Below are 22,290 nucleotides of genomic sequence, written 5' to 3' on the forward strand. Positions count from 1 at the left end.
TACCCTCCGAACAAAACAGAAGTGAAAAAAGATTTCTCATCAGTTTACATATTACAGGACAAAGGAATTAACAAGGAGGATGAAATGCTCTTGAATTTACAATAATAATATTTAGTTTTTTAATTATTTTTTGCAAAAATTCTTTCTGCATCGGGAAAGCACAATTCAGGAAGAGGTCTTTCAGAAATATAACCATTTAAAGGACTTGGCTCTGCCCAAGGTATTTTATTCAATTGTTCCACAATAACATTTTCACCTTCTCTTGCTAAAACATGATTTGGTGAAAGAGGAATTTTACCTGTTGGAGTGTCTAAAACATATTGTGGATTGGCAAAACCAGTGGTAGATCCTCTTAAGCCTCTCATTATATCAAGACCTTTTTCTATAGGTATACGAAGGTGTTCAGATCCCTCAACGATTTGTGGATGATAAATATAATATGGTCTTGCTCTCAAACGAACAAGGCCATTCACCAGCGCACGCATTTTTTCTACAGAATCATTAATGTCTTTTAAAAATACGGATTGATTACCAACCGGAATTCCTCTTCTTAGCAACGTGTCAATGGCACTCGCAGCTTCTGGTGTTAATTCCTGCACAGAATTAAAGTGAGTATTTATCCAAATGGGATGATATTTTGCAAGCATATCTGCAAACTCTTCTGTGATCCGATAAGGTAATGAAACGGGGGTTCTTGTTCCAAATCTTATTATTTCAACATGTGGTATTTCGCGCAACCTTTTTAATAAATTTTCAATCGTTGTATCATGCCCAATAAAAGGATCTCCTCCTGTTATAAGCACGTCACGAATATTTTTATTCGATGAAATATATTCTATACCTTTATCAATAATTTTTGGATTAAAATGTAATCCTTCTTCCCCATCACGACGTTTCCGAAAGCAATAGCGACAATAAACAGGACAAAGTTGAGCGACACACCAAGCAATCCGATCTTTATAAACATGCACAACTTCTTTTACAGGTGAGTTCATCACTTCATTGAGAGGATCAGGCACTCCATATTTGTCTTTTAACTCTTCCATCCTTGGCATCAATTGCAATCGAACGGGATCAAATTCGTTGGCAAAGTCCATAAGAGCAATGGCATAGGGGCTAATGCCCGCATGAAATTTATCTTTTAATTCTAGAAAGGCTATTTTTTCATTTTCAGATATTTTAAGAATATTGACTAGATCTTCGGCAGATTGAACTTGATTTTTCATCTGCCAACGCCAATTTGTAAAGTTTTCTTCAGAAACTCCAAAAAGTTTAGCTCCAATTCGTGAAATATTCTTTTTATTTGATGCAGTGTTGTTGTGAAGTTCGTTCGGAGTTACAAAAGGCATACTTAATTTCTTTCCTATATATCTAAAATAGAAGCCTTATCAGTGATAATTTGAAACAAAAAATAAGAAGATAAAAATAACTTCTTCTCCTTTTTAGTGCTTCCATCTTGTACACTATTGCCGAACCTTGTAAACACATATTGATGTTCATTCGCTATCCTCATAGCACTTTTTTTAGGGAAATAGAATGACTGCAAATTCAAAAGCAATACGTTTTTTACTCCATCGCTATCTCATATCTTCTTGGGCAAGTAAGTCGCGCAGAAGCGCTTCGGCAATAGGAGTCCTGCTGCCCGTTCTCGGTGTTGCAATCGGTGTTTTTGCCTTTACCGTCGTCTTGAGCGTTATGGGAGGGTTTGTTACAAACATAAAATCTCATCTCCTAAACATGCAAGCACACATTGAAGTCGTTTCAAGTGAAAGAGCTAAACAAATTCCAGAAAATACTGAACTTATGGAAAAAATTCGTTCTCTATCTGACGAAATAGTTGCCATCTCGCCCTATCAAAGCGGAGATGTTATTCTGCAGTCAGGATCTCGTGGCGCAATGGCACGATTAGAAGGAATAGATCCGACACAAGCAGAAGGAACTCTAAATCTGCAAAAGTATATTTCTGATGATATTACATTAAATATTTTAAATAGAAAATTACCCGCTGAAAATATCACAAAATCGGATCTATTTCCAACGGTTATCTTAACTCTTGATCTTATGAATCAATTAGGCCTTCATGTTGGTGACAGTTTAACTTTAGTTTCCACTGTCCCAGATGATGGTATTGGTGGGTTTGCTCCGACTCAATTTCCTGTTGTCATTGCGGGTTATATCAATTCAGGTCACTTTTCTTTTAATCAAAAAAGAGTTTTCACTTCACTTAAAACTGCTAATCTTTTTTTTCAAAATGATAAATCTTGGCTTGGTCTTCAGTTAAAATTAAATAAGCCACTTGAAGCCGAGCATATTGCAAAAGTTCTAGATAAAACTTTATTGCCACAAGGGCTTCGCAGCAAACCATGGACAGAGTCAAATAGCGCTTTACTAAAAGTGCTTACATTGGAAAGATTTGGTATGAGTTTTGTCATGCTTATGATCATTCTAGTCAGTTGCTTTAGCATTTCCATTTCTCTTCTCCTCACAATCCGGAGAAAATCAAATGAAATGGCGATTTTAAGAAGTTTAGGCTTTGAACAATCAGATTTAAGCAAACTCTTTCTTTGGCAAGGATTCCTCATCGGATTTGCGGGCGTCCTGCTTGGGCTTTTACTCGGGGGCATTGCTCTTTATTTTATTCATAATTATCAAATTCCTTTTATTACAACATCTTATTCTAGCAAACCTTTACCTGTTCTCATTGATATTTATGAGATCATTTTCATTTCTCTAGGGAGTATTCTTTTGGCTATGCTTGCCGCTGTTTGGCCCGCAATTGAAGTGAGAAATCTTGATGTGATTGAAGTTCTTTCAGTGAGAAATTAATTTTTATTGGAGCAAAAGTGATAGCAGTTCAAGTAGAAAGCTTACGTAAAAGCTACCAAGTAGGAGAGGGTGTTCTCAATGCACTTGCAGGTGTTTCTTTTAAAATTCATAAAGGAGAAGTTGTTGCTGTTGTTGGAGAAAGCGGATCCGGCAAAAGCACACTCTTACATATTTTAGGAACTTTAGACTCACCTACTTCGGGAAAAATATTAATTGACGGGAAAAACCCATTTGAGAAAAAAGACAAATCAGTTAGCACTTTCCGTAATTTACATATTGGTTTTGTCTTTCAGCATAACAATTTACTACCAGAATTCAATGCACTTGAAAACACAATGATGCCCGGTTTAATTGCTGGTTTCTCAGAAAAAAAAGTAAGAGAAAAAGCCAAAGTTCTCCTTGATAAAGTTGGATTAGCAAAAAGAGAATCACATTTCCCAAGTCAATTGAGTGGTGGTGAACAACAGAGAGTGGCTATAGCACGCTCACTCATTAATGACCCTATTCTTTTACTTGCAGATGAACCTTCTGGAAACTTAGATTCAAAAAATGCTTCACATATTCATGCACTTTTTAAAGAAATAAATCTAAGTTTAAAATCGACCGTTTTAGTCGTGACACATAATAAAGAATTTGCTGCTTCTCTGCCACGTCGAATTAGCTTACGCGATGGCCTAATCCTTTCTGATGAACAAAGTAGCTAACTCAGCATATTGCCTCAATCTGAACTTATGTGCAGCAAGTCATAGTTTGCAAAATAAACCTAGATGGTGAATAGTGCAGCTTCGTTGAACTCTTTTCCGTCTTGTTGATGCGAGTATTATAGAAATGTTTGGCTTAAAAAAATACCGGTTCTTAGATAAAACGTTCATTTTTGGTACATCAAGCCTTGTTCTTGCGCTTGCAGGACAAGTCGTCGCACAAACACCTCTCCAGCAACCAACTGCACAGGCTCTGCATGGTGTGGTTTCTAAGATTACCATAATTGGTAATAAGACTGTAACAAATGAAGCTATATTAAACTTAATGTCTATTAAGCAGGGAACAAACTTAACTGCAAATTCTGTTGCAAAAGATATAAAGAGCATATTTTCGAGCAGCTATTTCCAAGATGTTAAATTTGACCTAGGCTTAAATGGTGAACTCATTATTTCAGTCATTGAAAAACCTACGGTCCATGATATTTTGTACGAAGGTTTTGATATTGTAAGTTCATCTTCGCTAAAAGATAAAATTGTTACCAAAAAGTATACAATTGTTGATGAAAAAAAACTGTCTCAAGATTTAAGATCCATTGAACAAGCGTATATTGAAAAAGGATACTATTTAGCAAAAGCTTCATATACTCTTGAATCTACTCAATCAGGTTCTGTTAATATTGTTTTTAAGATAAAAGAAAATAGACCCATTGAAGTCCGAAAAGTGAATCTTTTAGGGAACGATTATTTTAGTGATTCAGAATTGCAGTCCTTTATGGTAACAAAACCATTTTCATGGAACTCAATATTAACTTCGTCTGGATTATTTAGAGATGAATATGTAGCAGCAGATCAGCAAAATATCACGTATTATTATCGCGACAATGGATATGCAGAAAGCACTGTTATTGCACCTATTTCACGGCTCACGAGAAATAAAAAAGACATTAATGTTTCATTTTTTATTGAAGAAGGTGAGCGGTTCAATATAGGAAGTATTAAAATACTTGGAGATCTTATAGAGAATGAAGAGGAAATAAAAAACAAACTCCTTCTCAAAGAAAAAGAAATTTATCGTATTTCAAAATTTAATTACGATATGAAGAACTTAAAAGTCATATATGGTGACCAAGGATATGCGTTTACATATATTTACCCGACATTTAACATAGATAGAGCAAAAAAATTATATAATATAAATTATACCATTACTAAAGGTGAAAAAGCTTATATACGTAAAATCACTATTGAAGGTAACGTAAAAACGCGTGACAATGTCATTCGAAGAGCAATTAAAATAAATGAAGGCCAATTATTTAACGCCACTAAAATCGAAAAAAGTAAAAGCTTAATAGAAAAACTTGGTTACTTTGAAACTGTGCAACTTGTCCAAGAGCCTGACCAAGCACACAATGCCGTAGATATTAAAGTGCTTGTTAAAGAAAAATCAACGGGCTCACTTTCTGCTTCTTTAGGTGCCTCACCAGATACAAATGGCTCCTCAGGACTCTCCTTTTTTGGCCAATTGCAGTATCAAGAACGTAATCTAATTGGAAAAGCTTACGGTGTAGGCGCTAACGTACAAATCAGTCCAAGCCCGCGCGGCAATGGATCTGTAAACTACACTTTAAGCCTTAATTTTGGCAACCCGAGCATATATGATGGCCCATGGAGTTTTGGAACCAACTTAACTACTTCTTTAAATGAACAGTCAGTGACGACGTCATCGTCAATTGAACAAGTATACATAACTCAAACAACCAATTCATTCGGCTTCAGCATTGGTAGAGAAATTCTTGAAAATCTTCGCTTTAATTTAGGTTATAATATTTCAGAAACAAATACGGACCCAAGTGTTCCACTAACCCAAAAATTTTATGCTTCAGGTAGAACTGAAAAAATTTCTCAAACTCTTACATATGACATCACCGATAACTATGTGAGCCCAACCTCTGGTCTCTTTTTATCCGGTACCAATGCATTTGGTTTTGAACTCTTCGGTGGTCAATATAAATTTGGAACCATGTCTGGCCTTGGAGCCTTGTATATTCCTCTTGATTTTAGTGAAAATTATAGAACAAATTTTAGAATTGCATTTCAACCAAAATATGTTTACCAAACGAGCAAGAGTAATTCTGTTCCCTACTGGGAACGCCTTACTCTAGGAAACTCCTATTATATGAAAGGTTATTCTGGTCCTGGAGAAGCTCTTACTACCACTGCTGCAGTTGCGATTTCACCTATAACAGGGCAAACAACAACCTTTACAATTGGTGGTAACAGAAGTTTCTACGGGGTGATTGAATATTTTGTTCCTATTATTCCGCAAGCTGGTTTACGTTTAGTTACATTTGGTGAAGCTGGTACGGTATTGGATGACTATGATACTTTTTCATTTGATAAAATTAAATACGACATCGGATTTGGCTTTAGATGGACGACACCAATTGCACCTTTTCGCTTTGAATGGGCATTCCCTATTGAACAAGGAAATATTGGCAAAGCTCATTTTATCTTCTCAATTGGAACTGATAGTTTTAACAACAACATGTGATAGAATTAAAAATCGATTCGCAAAATCCGGAGGTATTTATTATGTTTAGCAAAAAGAAAAATTTTTCATTTATTTCATACGCAATATTAACACTGTCCAGCGCAATTAGCATTCATTCATATGCTGCAGATAAATCTCCTAAACTTAAACTTGGTGTCGTCGATGTCCAAGCTGCTATTCTTCAGACTGATGAAGGCAAAGCAGAAAAAGCCGTCATGGAAAAAGATTTTGAAGAAAAAAGAAAAAATATTCTTGCTCAACAAAATGATCTTAAAAAACTTGAAGAAGAATTCCAAGCTCAACAATCCATTCTTTCTGACTCAGACAAGCAAGCTAAGCAAAAAGAATTCCAAGCTAAACTGCAAAAAATGCAAAGTTCACAAATCAGCTTCGAACAAGAAATTCGTCAAAAAGAGCTTAAAGCAAGCCAACAAATATTTCAAAATATGATTGGTATTATTAGAGAAATTTCAGAACCTGAAGATTACGATGCTGTCTTTGATAGAGGCGCTGGAGTAGTGTTATATGCTAAAAACGCTGTCGATCTCACTCCAAAAGTAGTTGCTTCCTATAACAAAAAATACAAAGTTAAAGCCAAAGCAAAAGGGACGAACTAAATGAACAACTTATCAATAAATGATATTATTCAAATATCAAATTGTGAAGTTATTAATTTACAATCCAAAGATATAAAATTCTCAGGCATAGCTCCATTAAATCGAGCCAATAAAGAACAAATATCATTTCTAATAAATGATAAATATATTGATGAAATCTTTAGTTCACAAGCAGGGGCAATTATTTGCTCAAAAAAAACCGCAGAATTATTAGGAAATAAGGTTGCTGCAGGACTGATCGTAAGTGATAATCCTCATGTCACTTTAGCAAAAGTCTCACAAAAATTCTTTAAGCCTTTACACCCATTTCATGGTATATCAGAACTTGCGATTATTGATAAATCAGCAGAAATCCACCCTTCTGCAACTATTTTTCCATTCGTCTTTATAGCTCCTGGTGTACGCATTGGAGCTAACTCAGTTATTTACTCTAATTGTTTTATTGGTGCTGCAAGCACAATAGGTGATGATTGTATTTTATATCCCAATGTTGTAATCCGTGAAGGCTGTCGTGTTGGTGACAGATGCATTTTAAATCCAGGCGCTGTAGTCGGTGGTGATGGCTTTGGTTTTGCGGCAGATACAAATGAAAATGTTAAAATACCCCAGATAGGTGGAGTTTTAATTGAAGATGATGTTGAAATTGGCGCAAATTCGACTATAGATAGAGGCGCTCTGTTTGATACTAAAATTGGCCGTCAAACAAAAATTGATAATTTAGTAATGATTGCACATAATGTAGTAGTAGGTGAACTTTGTTTTATAGCAGCACAAGTTGGAATTGCTGGATCTACAATTGTTGGAAATAAAGTTGTAATGGCAGGACAAGTTGGTGTCGCAGGACATGTAAAAATAGGTGATAAAGTAACAATTTCTGCTCAAAGCGGTGTTTCAAAAAATATACCCCCTGAACAATTTTGGGGAGGTTCACCTGCGCGCCCTTACAAGGAATGGGCGATTTATGCTGCAACTCTCAATAAAATCGTAAAGCAAACTAATAAAAAATCATAAAATGATTAGAGGAGAAAATTTTATGAAAGAATCTCAGCCCAAAGTATTTATGGATCTTGAAAGAATTAAAAAATATATTCCCCACCGAGATCCCTTACTTTTAATTGACACAATAAATGAGATTCCGAATAGAGATAAAATTATCTCCAGTAAAACACATCGCATCACGGATCCCGTTTTTGCGGGGCACTTCCCTAAAAATCCTATTTATCCTGGGGTGTATTATATTGAAGCTATGGCTCAAACTGGAGCTGTTTTAATTGCCTACATTCGCGAAGAGGAGCAGCTGTTCGAAGTAAAATTAGGCGTTCTTGCCACAATTGATGAAGTACGCTTTCGCAAACCAACAGGTCCTGATGACACGGTTCGCTATGAAGTCACAGTTGAGAAAAGAAGGGGGCCTTTTATTTGGTTCAAAGGGACAGCATTTGTTCAAGATGAAATTGCAGTTGAAGGTAAATTTTCAATCGCTTTAGGCGTTCTTAAGAGGAATTAACAATGAATCATTCATCAACGCAAATACACCCAACCGCCGTGATCGAAGACGGAGCTGAACTTGATTATGGAGTTGTTGTAGGTCCTTATGCTATTATTGGAAAAAGCGTAAAAATCGCGAAAGGTTCTCAGGTCCATGGGCACGCTCTTGTCACAGGCAAAACCACAATTGGTGAAGATAATATTATTTTTAGTTATGCGTCCGTTGGGAATATTCCTCAAGATTTAAAATATAAAAATGAAGATACAGAATTAATAATTGGAAATCGTAATCGGATCCGCGAGTTTACAACTCTACAGACAGGCACAGTGCAAGGAGGAGGAGTCACTCGAATTGGCAGCGACAATCTTTTGATGAACTATGTGCATGTGGCTCATGACTGTACTATTGGTGATCAAAATATATTGGCCAATGGTACTCAACTCGCAGGACATGTAACGATTTATAATAAAGTTACACTCGGCGGATTGAGCGCTGTACACCAATATGTCCATGTGGGTGACATGGCCATGCTCGCAGCGGGCGCAGTCACTGTTAAAGATATTCCTCCTTATTGCACTGCAGAAGGCGGACGAGCTGTTTTGCGTGGTTTAAACATGGAAGGGCTTCGGCGCAGAAATGTGACGACCGAAGCAAGAAATGCTCTTAAAGCTGCATATAAAGTGTTTTTCTATCACGGACATCCCACCATTGAAGAATCTATCTCATCATTAGCAGATTTACTTCACTTTCCTGAGGTGCAAAATTTTGCTGATTTTATTAAGTCTTCAAAAAGAGGGGTTGCACACCCACAAAATATTCACAGAGAACCTTCCTTTGAAGGATAAAAAATGGAAAAAATTTTACCCGGCGGAATTTGCATAATTGCAGGAGAAGCGAGTGGAGACGCTCAAGCATCTCTCCTTATTAAAGCTCTAAAAGCAGAGATAAAAGAACGAGGCCTCCCAGACAAAAGTTTTTTTGGCTGTGCGGGTCCTCTTATGCGCAATGAGGGGGTAGAATGTGTCGTAAATGTTGAAGATTTAGCAGTATTTGGCTTAACTGAAATTATTTCGCACTATAACACAATTTCAAAACTGTATAAAAAAATACTGCAAGAAATTAGAATTCGCTGCCCTGAAGCTGTTATTTTTGTAGACTATCCTGGCTTTAATTTAAGACTTATCCAAGAAGTGTATGCATTAGGTATAACGACTATTTACCATATTCCTCCAAAGGTATGGGCACATGGCAGTAAAAGAACAAAAGTTTTACAAGAGAATTCCTATTTAGTTACAAGCATTCTCCCCTTTGAAATTCAGTTTTTTAAAGAACGAGGAGTGAATGCAAAATTTATTGGTAACCCATTAAAAGATGCTGTTGATGATTATTTAAAAACCAATATTAAAAGTAAAGTAACTAATAAAATTGCAATTCTACCTGGCAGTCGGAAGAATGAAATTAAAAATCTTTTGCCTCTGTTAATCGAGTCATTTATAAACTTACATGAACGCCTCGATAAAGTAACAGGCGCAATACCCATTGCGAAAACGCTTGATCCTAATTTCGTAAAAAAAATTGCATACCAAACTGCAGAAAAATTTGGTCGTACGAAAGAATGGATTGACGATAAAATTTCTTTTGGCATAGGCAATGCTTATGAAGTGATGAACTCATCAAGCTATGCTTGGGTTTGTTCTGGAACGGCAACGCTTGAAACCGCATTTTTTAGTACGCCCATGTCCGTGTTCTATAAAGTTTCTCCTATAACAGGTTTAATTCTTAAAAAAATACTTAAAGTTAAATATATTTCACTTGTGAATCTCGCCACTAATCGCGAAACCATTCCAGAATATATACAAGAAAATGCTTTAGCAGTTAATCTTGTTAATCATGCATTAAAACTTTTAAATGACTCTGAAATTAGAACTGATATGATCAATGAACTTGTTGAAGTTCAAAAAATGTTTCCAAAAAACTCCGCTAAAAATGCTGCGCAAGCCATGCTAAACACAATCGAACAATATAATATACCTTATGAGTATAAATTTAAACTTCATAAGGAAACTTGGAATCAATTATGAAGCAAGAGAATTCTTTCTTAAAAATAATTTGGAAAGCAGGAAAGAAAGATATTCTCTTCAGTATTCCATGGCTCCCAATTTATTCACTCTCTGAAATTATCCTTGCATTGTCTGCAGGAACCATTCTCCAACTTGTCTTCGTAACCACTCCACGTATACAAGTATCAGAACTGATTCCTGGAAACTTCAAAGATTATGTCCATTTCCACCAAGTTATTGATAGACGTGACCTTATTTTTATTATTCCAATATTTATAATAATAGCAGCTCTTATTAAGCTCATTTCTGGATTTATGAGTTCATATTTAACAGAAAGAGCCGGCCATAAAGTGGCACATTCTTTGCGTGAAGAAATGCTAAAAGGTTTTTTATCATCTCCTGGCAATATTCTCGATCAAAAAAATCCAGACGCTACAGCCAATCAGCTTATGCAAGACACTGCTCTTTTGCAGGGAGCTGTTAGCAAAGGAACAATCAGTGCCGCAAGAGACTTTGTTGTCCTCGTTGGGATTATCATTTCTATGTTGATCATTTCCTGGAAAACATTCTTCATTGGCATAGTTATTGTAGTTCCTATGGCTTATTCCTTAAGAAAAATTTCGCAAAAGCTTAATTTTTACACTCGAGAAGGGCAAAAAAAGCAAATTGGTATATCTACAAGAATATTATCTACACACAATGGTCTTTTAACAATAAATGCCTTAAGAAGTCACGAAAGAGAAAAAAAAGATTTTGAAAATTTAAATATTAAAAATTATTATTTTATGAAAAAAAGTCTTTTTGTAAGAACATTTTTCTCTCCTGGCATGGAATTTTTTGCCACTTTTATCCTTGCTGCAATTTTTTCTTGGCGACTTTCATTTACGGAAAATTTTCAATCGGGCACTTATTCTTCCATGCTCATCTTACTTGCTTTTTCATTTAAATATATTAAAAATATTGCAGGAACTATAACATTTTTTAGCGAAATAAAAGTTGTTTTACATAGAGTCAAAAACTTTATAGGAGATTTCTCAAAAACGGGTCATTACAAACGCCCTTCTCCATTACCAAATCACTCAAAAGAAGCTGTTATAGCTCATAATGTTACTTATAAAACCGAAAGCGGCAAAATAATATTAGAAAACTGTTCCCTTAAAATTGAAAAAGGCAAAAAAATTGCTTTTATCGGTGAAAGTGGTGCTGGTAAAACTACCTTTTTAAGATCACTTGCAGGACTTATTATTCCAAGCGATGGTGAGATTTCTTTAACAGCAGACTTTTTATTAGCATCTCAATCTCCATATATTTTCCGTGGAACTGTTAAAGAAAATATCATTTATGCAGAGCAAGGAATCCCTGAACATATTTCGGATGATAAAGCCAAAGAACTTGTTCTTGCTCTCATGCTTTCTTTTTCAGATAGTGGCTCACAATTGATTCTTGATAAAAAATTGGGATTTCTTGGCGATGGTTTATCTGGCGGGGAAAAAGCCAGGGTAGCTTTGGCAAGAACATTATTTGCTTCTCCAAAATTAATTTTGTTAGATGAACCCACCGCAAATTTAGATTCAATTTCTGCAAATCTTTTTTGGCAAGCCATTCATAAATGGAAAGCAAAAGACTCAGAGCATACTGTTATCGCTGTCTCACACTCTTTAAATGAAGTTAAAGATTTTGATTTCTGCTATGTTTTTGAAAATGGGACGATAGCAAAACAGGGAACTCCGCAGGAGATATTAAATTATGTCTGAATCCTTCGGACAAAAAATAAGAAATATTCTTGATAAATCCCTGTTAGAGAAGGGTCTCTTTTTTTTATATCTATCCCCAATTTTCTTTCTATTATCTTATTTCATTTATTTAGTCGCCAGAAAAAGACGATATAATGGGTATAATCGATTAGACGAATACAATTTAGATGCAGCTAAAATTAAAATTATCTGTGTTGGAAATATCCTTATAGGTGGCAGCGGAAAGTCGCCCGTAGTCCAAAAAATTGCCCTTGAATACTTAGCTAAAGGCTGGAATGTTGCAATCGCTGCGAGAGGCATTGGTGCAAATATTAAAAGCGTTTATATTAGCAGTACATCTCCGAGCGAAATCAACCAACTTTCGGATGAAAACCGAGAACATTTTGAGATTTTAAGCAATTTAAAAAGTAATAATTCAAATGTATTTTATATTTTACAGAATAAAAAGAGAAAAGAATCACTCCATTATTTAATCCAAGATTTAAATAGCAATAAATGGAAAGAAAATAACACTTTGTTACTTTTAGATGACGGACTTCAGCACTTTGCTTGTCCTAGAAATGTAAATCTTTGTTTATGGTCACCCTATTTATTACTCAATAGTCCATCTTTTGCAATGCCTATTGGCCCTTACAGAGAAGGATTTGGCAATAATTCTTTTACTACATTACTTGAAAGTTTTGATTTTCGACTTTGGTCCCGAACGCAAGAAGAACAAAATATTGAATTTAAAAATACTATACAAAATTCTTTGATGAAACATAATATTTTGCCAAATGATAAAGATATTATTCTAAATTATCAAATTTTTTTCTGGGAAATATCCATAATCAATCATAATATTCGGTTAAAAGAACAGATTTCCCAAGAAGATGTTTTTACCAAATACTCAAAATTTACTCAATCTTTGTTGATTACAGGCATAGCTCACCCCAAAATATTTTTTTCTGACTTATCTTTTATCTTAAAGAATAAAAATGTGGATTATATATTTTTAAACGATCATGGAAATCTCTCAGACTCCAATTACAAATCTATTCAAAAATCTGATTTTATAATTATGACCCTCAAAGATTTATTTCGTTGGGGCAATGATCCTCTTTTTACTGAATCAATTAAAGATAAAAATATTTTGACTTGTTCCGTCGGAATAAAATTCTTAAAATACGATTCGTTGCAAACCTTATCAATATCTCAACTCCTTAGTTTGAAGGAATAATTATGTTTAGAGAAAATGTTGCTGCTCTTATAAAGTGCAATAATATGTTTTTAGCATGCAACAGAACTGACCACAATATGTGGCAAAATGTGCAAGGTGGAGTTGAAAAATTCGATAAGTCATTACGACATGCCATCATACGAGAAACGGTAGAAGAGCTTGGAGTGAAAGAAGAGGATTTTAAAATTACATATCAATCAAAGTTCTGGCGGCGCTATTATTTTCCAAAAGAGATATTAAAACGCGATCGTTTTAAGGGCAATTTAGGGCAAGAACAAATGTGGTTTTTACTTGAACTAAATGATATTAAAAGTATACATTTAGAAAAATCTGCTGGCGAATTCAAAAAAGTAAAACTCCTAAATATTGGAGAGTTTTTAAGCATTTACTCCGAATGGAAACTCGCCTCATTTTATGATTTTTGTCGTGAAATCAATTTAATAAAAGAATAACCAAAGAAAGTATACTTAAATATGTTCTTCAATTCTTAACATAAGATCTCGTAAAATATTTCCAGTTGCTCCCCAGATATCAAACTTTCCCAGATCGTCAATATCTATCGGGTAATGCCAGACTTCACGTTTAAACGTTGCTAAAGTCCGAGTTTCACTCCAAGATTTTAAATTTAATATCTCTTGAATCGTTAAGAAAAAAACTTCGTTTACTTCATCTTTATTTATTTTTAATTTGAAATCATTAGATATAAGTGCACAATAAGGTATGATATGATAACCAGAACGAGCAAAAGAATTATTGAGCTGAAAATAAGATAGGATTTGTTCTTTTCCAAGACCTATCTCTTCTTCAGCCTCTCTTAATGCTGTCTGAAAAGGTGCTTCGTTTTCTTCTATTCTTCCACCCGGAAATGCGATCTCACCCGCATGCTCTTTTAATTTCTCAGAACGGATTGTAAAAAGTAAACTCCAATTTTTAATATCAGTTGAATTATTATGCCAATCAGTCTCTGGACAAAAAATAGGAATTAGGATTGAAGAACGTCTGTGCATTTCAGGAATATCTTCAACTAAGCCTGTTGATTTAGCAATTTTTTGAAATATGTTTAAAATATTCTCTTGATTCATTAAATCCGTTCTTTGGCTCGCATGTACAATTCGTCACTCTCTTTTATTCTACGTCCCCTACGGTACTCTTTTTGCTCAGGATCTGCAATCATAAATGCAGATTCAAGCGCACCTGTCTGTGTACACAATAAAATCTTTTGCAGCCCCCCTTCATACTGAGTCATTTCAATAAATTCTTCTTTATCCCCAGAGGATAAGTTGTTTGTAAAATAATCAAATTGTGCTTTATTTCCCTTTAAATCCAAAGCAAATTCATCACTCACACAACGGGCAAAATAATTTTCTGCAGAACGGATTTTATTTTTTTGTAAAAATAAATATGAAAAATTTAATTCATGGTGATCAATTTTGGAGTACTTATCTATTAATTTTAAAGATGTAGGCGGATTCCATGAGTGCCTAAACCAGCACCAATCTTTCCGCCCTGTATTTTGTGAAAGCGGACAAGGTTTATTATGTGCACAGGGTGAGATAATTTCACAGTTTTCAGAATTTTCTATGAAATGATCTCGCAAAGCACCTAAAGCTTTTGCATGTTCTTCTTGCCCTGGTTCCATAATCAGTAAAAGAGCACCTTCATGGGTATTATCATAAATTGATTTCAACGTTTTGAATCTGTGCTTTTCTGGAATTTCATTAAAAACATTTATACACAAAGCAATATCGATCTCTTTACTTATTTTAGCAGGAGATGTTAATCTTTCAATGCTTATGGAATTATCAGTTATAATAGAATTTTTAACAAATTTTGCCCCAAGCTCTACAACCTTTTCAGATCTATCTATCGCGTAAATACATATTTTTTTCGGAGCAAATAATTTCGAGTTTTGCGCTAATAAATACTCAACCAAGGCAAGAATAGCGACGCTTCCACTGAGTGGGCCACAACCAAAATCGCTTATAACTAACTCTTCTTTTTCTGTTACTAAAAGACTTTCAATTGCAAATATATTCTCGTCTCTTACTAAAAGCGAAAAAACTCGTTCTATATTAGGCAATAAAAAAGATGAGATATATGCCTGTAAACCAATTGCTGTTTCCATATAATGTTTATCAAGCTGGCTGCGATCTTCGTTAAAGTTTTTCCATAGTTTTTGTACATGCGAACCTAAACTTTGTGCAGATCCTTTTTTTTCAGTTCCATTTTTGTCATAAATACCTATATATTTTTCCCACTCAACCATATACTTTTCGATATTAAAAAAAACATTACCATTGACTTCATAGAAATTTCTCATTCTTTAATTACTTTCCTTTTTACTCTTTTTTAAAAAAATAACATAATTACGTACTGCTTTATTATGATCCACCAAATTTTTAGAGAAAATATGCGAACCATCCCCTTTCGCTACAAAATATAAATCATTAGAAACAGGAGACAATGTTGCTTTTAAACTTGCTAAACCTGGATTTGCAATTGGCCCTGGTGGAAGCCCGTATTGGGTATAAGTGTTATACGGCGTTGGGGTCACAAGATCTTTACGCGTAAGAGACCCTTTATAAGTTTTCCAAACCCCATAGATCACGGTTGGGTCTGCCTGAAGTTTCATTTTTATTTTCAATCTATTCCAATAAACTCCAGCAATTCTTTCTCTTTCAGTGGGCAAACCAGTTTCTCTTTCAACAATAGAAGCCAAAGTAACATATTGCAATTGTGACAAACCTAACTGCTTTGCTTTATCAAGCATTTCTTGGGTAACATTTTTTTTGAATTCAGTTAAAAATGTCTTTACAATAAATTTTGGAGGTGAACTGGGATTGAAAACATAAGTTTGTGGAAAGATAAACCCTTCCAAAGAATTTACTTTAGCCTGAGGCGATACGTATTGAATAAGTTCCTTCGAATGCATTAAATCAATCCAAATTTTATAATTTACTTTTGGGAAATATTGACTTAATAATTCAGAAATTTGATAAATATTCAAACCTTCAGCTATCGTAATCCGTGTGGTAATTATATCTCCACGCACCAGTTTAGATAAAACTTGATCGGGTGAGATATCAACTGGAAATAGATATGAGCCAACTTTTAAATCGCCAGTGACTTGGATAATTTTTGCATAAACTGAAAATAATTTTGGGTGGGATATTACATTTTGCCGTTCCAAGTCATAAGCAACTTTTGTAAATGTTGAGCCTTCAATCAAACTGTACTCAACTGGCTCTTTGTGCAATGGATTTGAACTTTTTAGCCAATACATAAACCAAAGAAATGAGAAGACAAGAAAGGAAGAGAAGATAGTTAATAATAAAAAAATAAATCTTTTAATCATTTAAACATCCCATAATTTATGTGCAATAGATTTCCTAATACTTGCCATATCTGGATAACTTCTTAAAACACCCGTATCCCATATCCTATGAGAATATCCACTCAGTTCTTGGCATAAATCATGAACTTCTGAAAAAGGGATAAGTGAAATATCTTTATTCATGAATTGAAAATACTGAGTGGAGTTATTTTTAATTTCACTCACAATTAAAATTCGTGGACATTTCAAAACACCCATTTTTTTTCTTTCAGAAGTACGATTTGTCAATAAAATATGATAATCATCAGAAACTTTTTTATTCAATTGATTGTAAAACCAAAACGAAGTACCCGTATAACCCAAGTGCCCAAACACGTCGCCGAATTGAATGGGCCAATTTTTTATACCGGCAGTTGTCGTCTTTGTTTCAGGTGTATCGAGCCCAGCAATAAATCTTCTCTTTTCTTTTGCTGAATTATTTCGCACTATGTATTGACTTCTTGAAAGTGCGGTTACAGCCTTCGCCAGATCACTTATATTACCAAATAATCCAGCATGCCCAGAGACAATATTCGATTTTTCACCGAGAGCTGATAGAATATTGGCATTGCTATCATGCACAGAGCCAAAATGAAAACTTTTAAACTGGTGAGATACCAATTCTGAATTATAAGAAGAAATATAAGGATAATATGGCACACAATTTTTTAAGTAAGAAGAATTAATACTTGCATGAGAAAATTCGGTGTCTAAATAGTTATTTAAAAAAAATAACCTTTTTTCCCAAGTCTCGTTTTCATCATCTATCATTTCAATAATTCTTGCTAGAATATAATAATTAATATCGGAATATATCATGGATGAAAAATTCTGCTCATTCAAATCATTGATCGCTTTTTTATTCAAATTGCCCAATACGTTTTCATGAAACAAAGGATCTTTATTATCAAGGGTAGAATAATAGACATTAGCATTATTATGATGCGATGTCGCTTTTTGCAACCATAGGCAACTTCCCATCCAGTGCCAGTTTTTAGCACCTGACATATGAGAAAGGAAAGAATCTAAGGTAAAATGTAAATTCTTCGGATCATTAAAAAAATAATAAAAATCTTTATTGCCAATATCACACTGTTCTAATTTAATTAAATTCTTAATTGGCTCATGAATCAATGACGCAAAATCATTTTTTAATAAATATCTTAAATATAAATTAATAAAAATCGGCTTTGTTAAACTTGCTAAATCAAAAGTTGGATGAATAGATGGACGCAAGCCATCTGCAGATTTTATTTCAGAAGGTTTAAATTCGTCTGCCCAAAAGCAAGATACTTGATAGTCATTATTAGCAAACGACCAAGCAGTGAATAATCCTTGCTCAACCTTTTTTTCAAGTTCGTTTAGACATTCAATAATGTTTTTTGGTATAAAACCTTCTAAATATTTTTGTCTTGCTTTTTTCATGTTATGAGTATCCGGCCGTGTCTGTTCAAGGCAATTAAAATATTATTTATAGGGTGCACCATGGAACTGACTAAAGTAAAGCCACACTGTCCATATTTGATGCCAAAAAATGAGCTTTTGCAAATAGACTTTATTGACTTTTGCAACTCAAAACTTGGTGTATCACCCAATCGTGTCAGTGCAGATATAACTCTTTGGCTAGATGAAGACCATGGCTCTGGAGACTCAACTCTCTTTGCCGGCTTCCCCAAAAACCCTATTGTGAATTTTTTTGTGGTCGCCAAGCATGATTTCATACTCTCAGGATTGCATATAATGCAAGAGGTCTTTAGACAAACCTCCGGCGGATACACAAAAATATTTTCAGATTTTAAGGATGGAATGTCACTTAAAAAAGGCGATATTGTCATTGCAGGCAATGGCAGTGCAAGCTCGATTTTACTTGCAGAACGGGTTGCTCTTAATTTTGCTGCAAAAATGAGTGGAATAACGAATAAGACGCAGCACATTTCTGCTGAAATAAAAAAAATCAATAAAGATATTGAATTACTAGAAACTCGCAAAACCACTCCTGGGCTGCGCATGTATGAAAAATACGCAACGCGTGTAGGTGGAGCAAGAAATCACAGACATGCTCTCGATTCTGGCGCAATGCTAAAAGAAAATCACTTAAGAAGTATTGGTAGTATTGAAGAAGCTCTCGATAATTTAAATAAAAATCTTCCTATTTTAACGAAAATTGAAATTGAAGTGAGCGATTTAGTTGAATTTAGAACAGCTTTGAAAAAACGCCCCGACGTCATTATGCTTGATAATTTTCCATTAAGCGATGTGCGAACGGCAATCTTTGAGAAAAATATTTATGATAAAAATATAAAAATTGAATTGAGTGGTAATTTAGATGAAAAAAATCTATTAGAAATTAGTTCTTTAGAAGTTGATTACTTAAGTATGGGTGCTTTGATACACAAGGCAATATGGGTTGATATGAGCTTGCAAATCTGTCGGCCTTAAAATATTAACTTGATATTTATTGAATTATTAAAATAATTTCGTAAAATCCGACTGCAAAAGAACTGCTTACTCTTCAAGCGAAGTTCACTCCGCTTGTATTAGCTTTAAAAATGGAATTAAAATGTCACATTCTGAAATTATTACGTATTTAACCGAACAGACTGACTCAACTATGGATCTTGCAAAAAAAATTGCGCGAGAATCCAATGAGAATAAAATATTTGCAGTATTTGCAGAAAAGCAAACGGGGGGCAGAGGCAGAAATGGCAGTTCCTGGCTTCAAACAGAGCATCCGGCAATTTCTTTGCACCCATCGGAAAATATATCAATATTTCAGAATTTAGCGGAAGCCCTCGCTCAGCAAACTGACTTTTTACCTTTAACTCTCGTAATTCCGAGTCAAAAAATCAAAGTTCCTTTTGAATGGGTAACAACCCTTGTTGGCTGTGCTGTTTTCGACTCATTAAAAAAAACAGAGTCTTTTTTGCTCTCACATTTTCAAGATTTACCATTTCAAAATAATAAAAATATTTATATTAAATGGCCAAATGATATTATTTCTTATCAAAACAAAAACAAATTAACAACAGATCCAATATATTACAAAAAAATATGTGGAATTCTTTGTGAAACATCTTCTGTCCAAAACAATATTGGTGATTTTTTTATTGGTATTGGCTTAAATTTCTTTAAGCATCCTTCAACTGAAAAATCTACTTCTTTTTGGGAAAGTCTATTTCCACTTGAAATCAATAAAACTGAAAAAAGAAATATAAATAAATTCTTAAATACCAAATCATATATTCAGACTACAATATCGTATTTTTCAGAAACTTTATTAGATGAGCTTAATGAATATTTATTTGTAAAAAGAGACGTTCAACAACTAAAAAATTTAGCAATTGAAAGATCTCTTCCACTTGGCACAATTCTCTCCGTAAATAAAGGCACAAGAGTTGGGGAGTTTTTAGGTATCGATGACAATGCAGCTCTTTTATTAAGTGGCTCTAAGGATCCGATTTTATCTGGAGAAGTTTCTATAAAAGAGAAAAATGTTAATAAAATCGAGCAAAAAAATATTAAAACAACTCCTTCAATTTCAAATTTATCCGTTGCAAAAATTTCACCCACTCTAGCAATTGACTTTGGCAATACAAGAGTGCACATTGGTTTTCAATCTTCTGATTCTAAAAAATATCAAATTGACATTCCATACGATGTTTTCTTAACTAAAAATATACATAACGTTAGGGATGCTTTACGGCCAATTTTAGAAGGATTTATAGCTGATAGAAATAAAAAAATTGATTTCATTTATACCTCAGTTAATTCACCTGAAAAGACTCAAGAAACAATGAAATCAATTAAAAACTTTTTAACCACAACATTCCCTGAGATTATTTTGAAAGAAAATAAATTCACAGAACAAGATATTTTAAGCGCAATTGAAATATCTGGTGATTTTGACAAAAAAAGGCTAGGCGCAGATAGAGCATTAAAATTTATTTTTGCGGCAAAAGAAGCGCAAAAAACCAAAAGAAATACGATTATTTTTTCATTTGGCACTGCAGTAACATGTGAAGGAGTTTCTGCAAATTTAAATATTTTAGAAAATTTTATTTTTCCGGGCTTACAAATGGCTTTCAATGCTATTCATCATTATACTGCGTTGGTTCCACAGTTTTATGCCAATCCTGAATTATTTTCACCAAATAATAGACATTGGAATCAAGAAATCTATGTTCAACGCGGAATATTTCTTTCCACAGCATCGACTTTATTAGCTACTTTAAAAATGCATTCTCCTTGTAAATGCTATTTAAGTGGTGGTAATGCTGAAGAAATTATAAAAATAATCAATGAAGTTGATCCAAATAACAATCTCGATATCGAAATATTCCCAAGTATTGAAACAGATACTTTATTAAATATAAAAGATCATTTATTAAAGACAAAAAAAGAAGTTCAAATACCACAAATTGATTATTTTAAAAAAATAAAATACACTAAAGTAGAACATATTTCTAACGAAAACTCTTTAAATGAAGAAACGGATTTAACCCATACTGACGAAAATATAGATCAAGTTATGCAATCTATGTTAAAAGCGCGCTCGCCTATTCATAAAGAAAGAGATCTTATTCCTAAACAAGAAGAGTTTAGAAGAATTGGCAGCCGGATGGAAAATGTGGATGAAAATGAACGAATTGATGCATATATGTCACGTAAATTTCAATTCCACAACCGAGAAACATGGCGTGAAAGAATTCAGAACAATGAAGTTTTGATAGAACATGGAGCGCATAGAGAAAAAAATCAAGGCTACGAAGTCAAACTAAATAAAATTAAACCTACTTATAAATTAAAAAATTATGATCAAATTTGGCTCTTTCATCCACCTGAATATGAACCAGATGTTATAGAAAAAATTGATGTTGTGTTTGACAATGAAGATGTTTGTATTTTTTCTAAGCCGCCAAATATGGTCATACATGCTGCGGGTCTCTATGGGAAAAATACTTTTGTAAATATTGCTGCTAAAATGGGTTATGCTGACTGTGCAGCTGTGCATCGTATTGATCGTGAAACAAGTGGGATTTTGGCTTGTGCACGTAAATCATCAACGCGGGGAATTATTTCAGAAGCTTTCAGACAAGGCAACGTAGATAAAATGTATATTGCTGTTACGAAAGGCAGCAGAGCATTACCTGAAAAATTTAGAGTCAATTTACCTATTGGAGAACCAGAAAACTCACTCATCCGTTTAAAACTTTGGGTAGAAGGCAAAAACCTTCAATCTGCAGAAACTTGGTTTGCAAAACTTGCTACATATAATGACTACACATTATTTGCTTGTTTACCACAAACGGGTAGAACAAATCAAATTCGCATTCACTTAGCCGCTATCGGTCATTGGATCGTTGGTGATAAAATGTATCATGCAAATGAAAATGTTTTTATCGAATTCTACGAAAAAGGCTATACGAAGTGGGTAAATGATCAGACTTTATTTCCAAGACATATGCTGCATAATACTGGAATAATGATCCATAGCAATGATTTGCCCGAGTTAAATGATAAACCAATCATCTGCGAACTTCCCCAAGATATGCTCAATTCAGATATTGTAAAAAATCTTTTAAATAATTCTTCCGTTCCTCTTAATTCAGAAATACAAAAAGAATATTTATCTCGATTATTTCTTGAACTTCATGAAACAGACTTTAACCTTTTTCCAGAAATTTATCAAAATTAAACTTG

Annotated in this window: 18 protein-coding genes; 13 read left to right on the forward strand and 5 right to left on the reverse strand. The window is 34.0% G+C overall.

What is annotated here, in order from left to right; all coding sequences use genetic code 11:
- Positions 1 to 119: 119 nt before the first annotated feature.
- Complete coding sequence (locus EZS29_RS13965; protein WP_130612079.1) at positions 120 to 1,349, reverse strand: KamA family radical SAM protein; 1,230 nt, start codon at positions 1,347 to 1,349, stop codon at positions 120 to 122.
- Positions 1,350 to 1,536: 187 nt separating this feature from the next.
- On the opposite strand from EZS29_RS13965, the gene EZS29_RS13970 reads away from it, so the two are divergent.
- From EZS29_RS13970 to EZS29_RS14020, 11 genes are all read left to right on the forward strand, one after another.
- Positions 1,537 to 2,826 carry an FtsX-like permease family protein gene (locus tag EZS29_RS13970; RefSeq protein WP_130612082.1) on the forward strand — a complete coding sequence of 430 codons (1,290 nt, stop codon included), beginning with the start codon at positions 1,537 to 1,539 and terminating at the stop codon, positions 2,824 to 2,826.
- A gap of 17 nt (positions 2,827 to 2,843) precedes the next feature.
- Positions 2,844 to 3,530, forward strand: coding sequence for an ABC transporter ATP-binding protein (locus EZS29_RS13975; protein ID WP_130612085.1), 687 nt, complete (start codon positions 2,844 to 2,846; stop codon positions 3,528 to 3,530).
- A 124-nt stretch (positions 3,531 to 3,654) separates the two neighbouring features.
- The gene (gene bamA / locus EZS29_RS13980; protein WP_130612088.1) at positions 3,655 to 6,078 is read left to right on the forward strand and encodes an outer membrane protein assembly factor BamA; all 2,424 of its coding nucleotides are present in this window, start codon (positions 3,655 to 3,657) and stop codon (positions 6,076 to 6,078) included.
- 41 nt (positions 6,079 to 6,119) lie between these two features.
- A complete protein-coding gene (locus tag EZS29_RS13985) occupies positions 6,120 to 6,695 on the forward strand; it encodes an OmpH/Skp family outer membrane protein (RefSeq protein ID WP_130612091.1) in 576 nt (191 codons plus the stop codon).
- Complete coding sequence (lpxD, locus tag EZS29_RS13990; RefSeq protein ID WP_130612094.1) at positions 6,696 to 7,706, forward strand: UDP-3-O-(3-hydroxymyristoyl)glucosamine N-acyltransferase; 1,011 nt, start codon at positions 6,696 to 6,698, stop codon at positions 7,704 to 7,706.
- Between the two features lie 22 nt (positions 7,707 to 7,728).
- Positions 7,729 to 8,202 carry a 3-hydroxyacyl-ACP dehydratase FabZ gene (fabZ, locus tag EZS29_RS13995; protein ID WP_172603967.1) on the forward strand — a complete coding sequence of 158 codons (474 nt, stop codon included), beginning with the start codon at positions 7,729 to 7,731 and terminating at the stop codon, positions 8,200 to 8,202.
- Between the two features lie 2 nt (positions 8,203 to 8,204).
- A complete protein-coding gene (gene lpxA / locus EZS29_RS14000) occupies positions 8,205 to 9,029 on the forward strand; it encodes an acyl-ACP--UDP-N-acetylglucosamine O-acyltransferase (protein ID WP_130612100.1) in 825 nt (274 codons plus the stop codon).
- Between the two features lie 3 nt (positions 9,030 to 9,032).
- Positions 9,033 to 10,265, forward strand: coding sequence for a lipid-A-disaccharide synthase (gene lpxB / locus EZS29_RS14005; protein WP_130612103.1), 1,233 nt, complete (start codon positions 9,033 to 9,035; stop codon positions 10,263 to 10,265).
- Complete coding sequence (locus EZS29_RS14010; protein WP_130612106.1) at positions 10,262 to 11,998, forward strand: ABC transporter transmembrane domain-containing protein; 1,737 nt, start codon at positions 10,262 to 10,264, stop codon at positions 11,996 to 11,998. The genes lpxB and EZS29_RS14010 overlap by 4 nt, the downstream gene beginning before the upstream one ends.
- Positions 11,991 to 13,217 (forward strand): tetraacyldisaccharide 4'-kinase, encoded by a 1,227-nt coding sequence (locus EZS29_RS14015; RefSeq protein ID WP_130612108.1) that lies wholly within the window; start codon positions 11,991 to 11,993, stop codon positions 13,215 to 13,217. Before EZS29_RS14010 ends, EZS29_RS14015 begins: the two co-directional genes overlap by 8 nt.
- A 2-nt stretch (positions 13,218 to 13,219) precedes the next feature.
- Positions 13,220 to 13,669, forward strand: coding sequence for an NUDIX domain-containing protein (locus EZS29_RS14020; RefSeq protein WP_130612111.1), 450 nt, complete (start codon positions 13,220 to 13,222; stop codon positions 13,667 to 13,669).
- A gap of 15 nt (positions 13,670 to 13,684) precedes the next feature.
- Here the strand turns inward: EZS29_RS14020 and EZS29_RS14025 are convergent, their stop codons facing one another.
- The 4 genes from EZS29_RS14025 to EZS29_RS14040 are packed head-to-tail and all read right to left on the reverse strand — an operon-like array spanning position 13,685 to position 18,015.
- The gene (locus EZS29_RS14025; protein WP_130612114.1) at positions 13,685 to 14,299 is read right to left on the reverse strand and encodes an NUDIX hydrolase; all 615 of its coding nucleotides are present in this window, start codon (positions 14,297 to 14,299) and stop codon (positions 13,685 to 13,687) included.
- On the reverse strand, positions 14,299 to 15,537 hold the full coding sequence (locus EZS29_RS14030; protein WP_130612117.1) for a small ribosomal subunit Rsm22 family protein: 1,239 nt from the start codon (positions 15,535 to 15,537) through the stop codon (positions 14,299 to 14,301). The genes EZS29_RS14025 and EZS29_RS14030 overlap by 1 nt, the downstream gene beginning before the upstream one ends.
- A 3-nt stretch (positions 15,538 to 15,540) precedes the next feature.
- Positions 15,541 to 16,572, reverse strand: coding sequence for an endolytic transglycosylase MltG (gene mltG, locus EZS29_RS14035; protein ID WP_130612120.1), 1,032 nt, complete (start codon positions 16,570 to 16,572; stop codon positions 15,541 to 15,543).
- Complete coding sequence (locus EZS29_RS14040) at positions 16,573 to 18,015, reverse strand: serine hydrolase family protein (RefSeq protein WP_130612123.1); 1,443 nt, start codon at positions 18,013 to 18,015, stop codon at positions 16,573 to 16,575. It abuts the gene before it with no gap.
- 60 nt (positions 18,016 to 18,075) lie between these two features.
- Here EZS29_RS14040 and nadC point away from each other — a divergent pair, with 60 nt between their 5' ends.
- Both nadC and EZS29_RS14050 read left to right on the forward strand, forming a co-directional pair.
- Positions 18,076 to 19,029, forward strand: a complete 954-nt coding sequence (gene nadC / locus EZS29_RS14045) for a carboxylating nicotinate-nucleotide diphosphorylase (RefSeq protein ID WP_172603968.1) — start codon at positions 18,076 to 18,078, stop codon at positions 19,027 to 19,029.
- A gap of 121 nt (positions 19,030 to 19,150) precedes the next feature.
- Positions 19,151 to 22,285, forward strand: coding sequence for a type III pantothenate kinase (locus EZS29_RS14050; protein WP_130612129.1), 3,135 nt, complete (start codon positions 19,151 to 19,153; stop codon positions 22,283 to 22,285).
- Positions 22,286 to 22,290 lie beyond the last annotated feature (5 nt).

Origin of the sequence: Fluviispira sanaruensis (genome assembly GCF_004295685.1) — a bacterium.
Classification (GTDB): Bacteria; Bdellovibrionota_B; Oligoflexia; order Silvanigrellales; family Silvanigrellaceae; genus Silvanigrella; species Silvanigrella sanaruensis.

Bases quoted from the DNA above. Each gene is read 5' to 3' on its own strand.
- EZS29_RS13965 (WP_130612079.1), bottom strand. From the start codon at position 1,349: ATGCCTTTTGTAACTCCGAACGAACTTCACAACAACACTGCATCAAAT.
- EZS29_RS13970 (WP_130612082.1), top strand. From the start codon at position 1,537: ATGACTGCAAATTCAAAAGCAATACGTTTTTTACTCCATCGCTATCTC.
- bamA (WP_130612088.1), top strand. From the start codon at position 3,655: ATGTTTGGCTTAAAAAAATACCGGTTCTTAGATAAAACGTTCATTTTT.
- EZS29_RS13985 (WP_130612091.1), top strand. From the start codon at position 6,120: ATGTTTAGCAAAAAGAAAAATTTTTCATTTATTTCATACGCAATATTA.
- lpxD (WP_130612094.1), top strand. From the start codon at position 6,696: ATGAACAACTTATCAATAAATGATATTATTCAAATATCAAATTGTGAA.
- fabZ (WP_172603967.1), top strand. From the start codon at position 7,729: ATGAAAGAATCTCAGCCCAAAGTATTTATGGATCTTGAAAGAATTAAA.
- lpxA (WP_130612100.1), top strand. From the start codon at position 8,205: ATGAATCATTCATCAACGCAAATACACCCAACCGCCGTGATCGAAGAC.
- lpxB (WP_130612103.1), top strand. From the start codon at position 9,033: ATGGAAAAAATTTTACCCGGCGGAATTTGCATAATTGCAGGAGAAGCG.
- EZS29_RS14010 (WP_130612106.1), top strand. From the start codon at position 10,262: ATGAAGCAAGAGAATTCTTTCTTAAAAATAATTTGGAAAGCAGGAAAG.
- EZS29_RS14015 (WP_130612108.1), top strand. From the start codon at position 11,991: ATGTCTGAATCCTTCGGACAAAAAATAAGAAATATTCTTGATAAATCC.
- EZS29_RS14020 (WP_130612111.1), top strand. From the start codon at position 13,220: ATGTTTAGAGAAAATGTTGCTGCTCTTATAAAGTGCAATAATATGTTT.
- EZS29_RS14025 (WP_130612114.1), bottom strand. From the start codon at position 14,299: ATGAATCAAGAGAATATTTTAAACATATTTCAAAAAATTGCTAAATCA.
- EZS29_RS14030 (WP_130612117.1), bottom strand. From the start codon at position 15,537: ATGAGAAATTTCTATGAAGTCAATGGTAATGTTTTTTTTAATATCGAA.
- mltG (WP_130612120.1), bottom strand. From the start codon at position 16,572: ATGATTAAAAGATTTATTTTTTTATTATTAACTATCTTCTCTTCCTTT.
- EZS29_RS14040 (WP_130612123.1), bottom strand. From the start codon at position 18,015: ATGAAAAAAGCAAGACAAAAATATTTAGAAGGTTTTATACCAAAAAAC.
- nadC (WP_172603968.1), top strand. From the start codon at position 18,076: ATGGAACTGACTAAAGTAAAGCCACACTGTCCATATTTGATGCCAAAA.
- EZS29_RS14050 (WP_130612129.1), top strand. From the start codon at position 19,151: ATGTCACATTCTGAAATTATTACGTATTTAACCGAACAGACTGACTCA.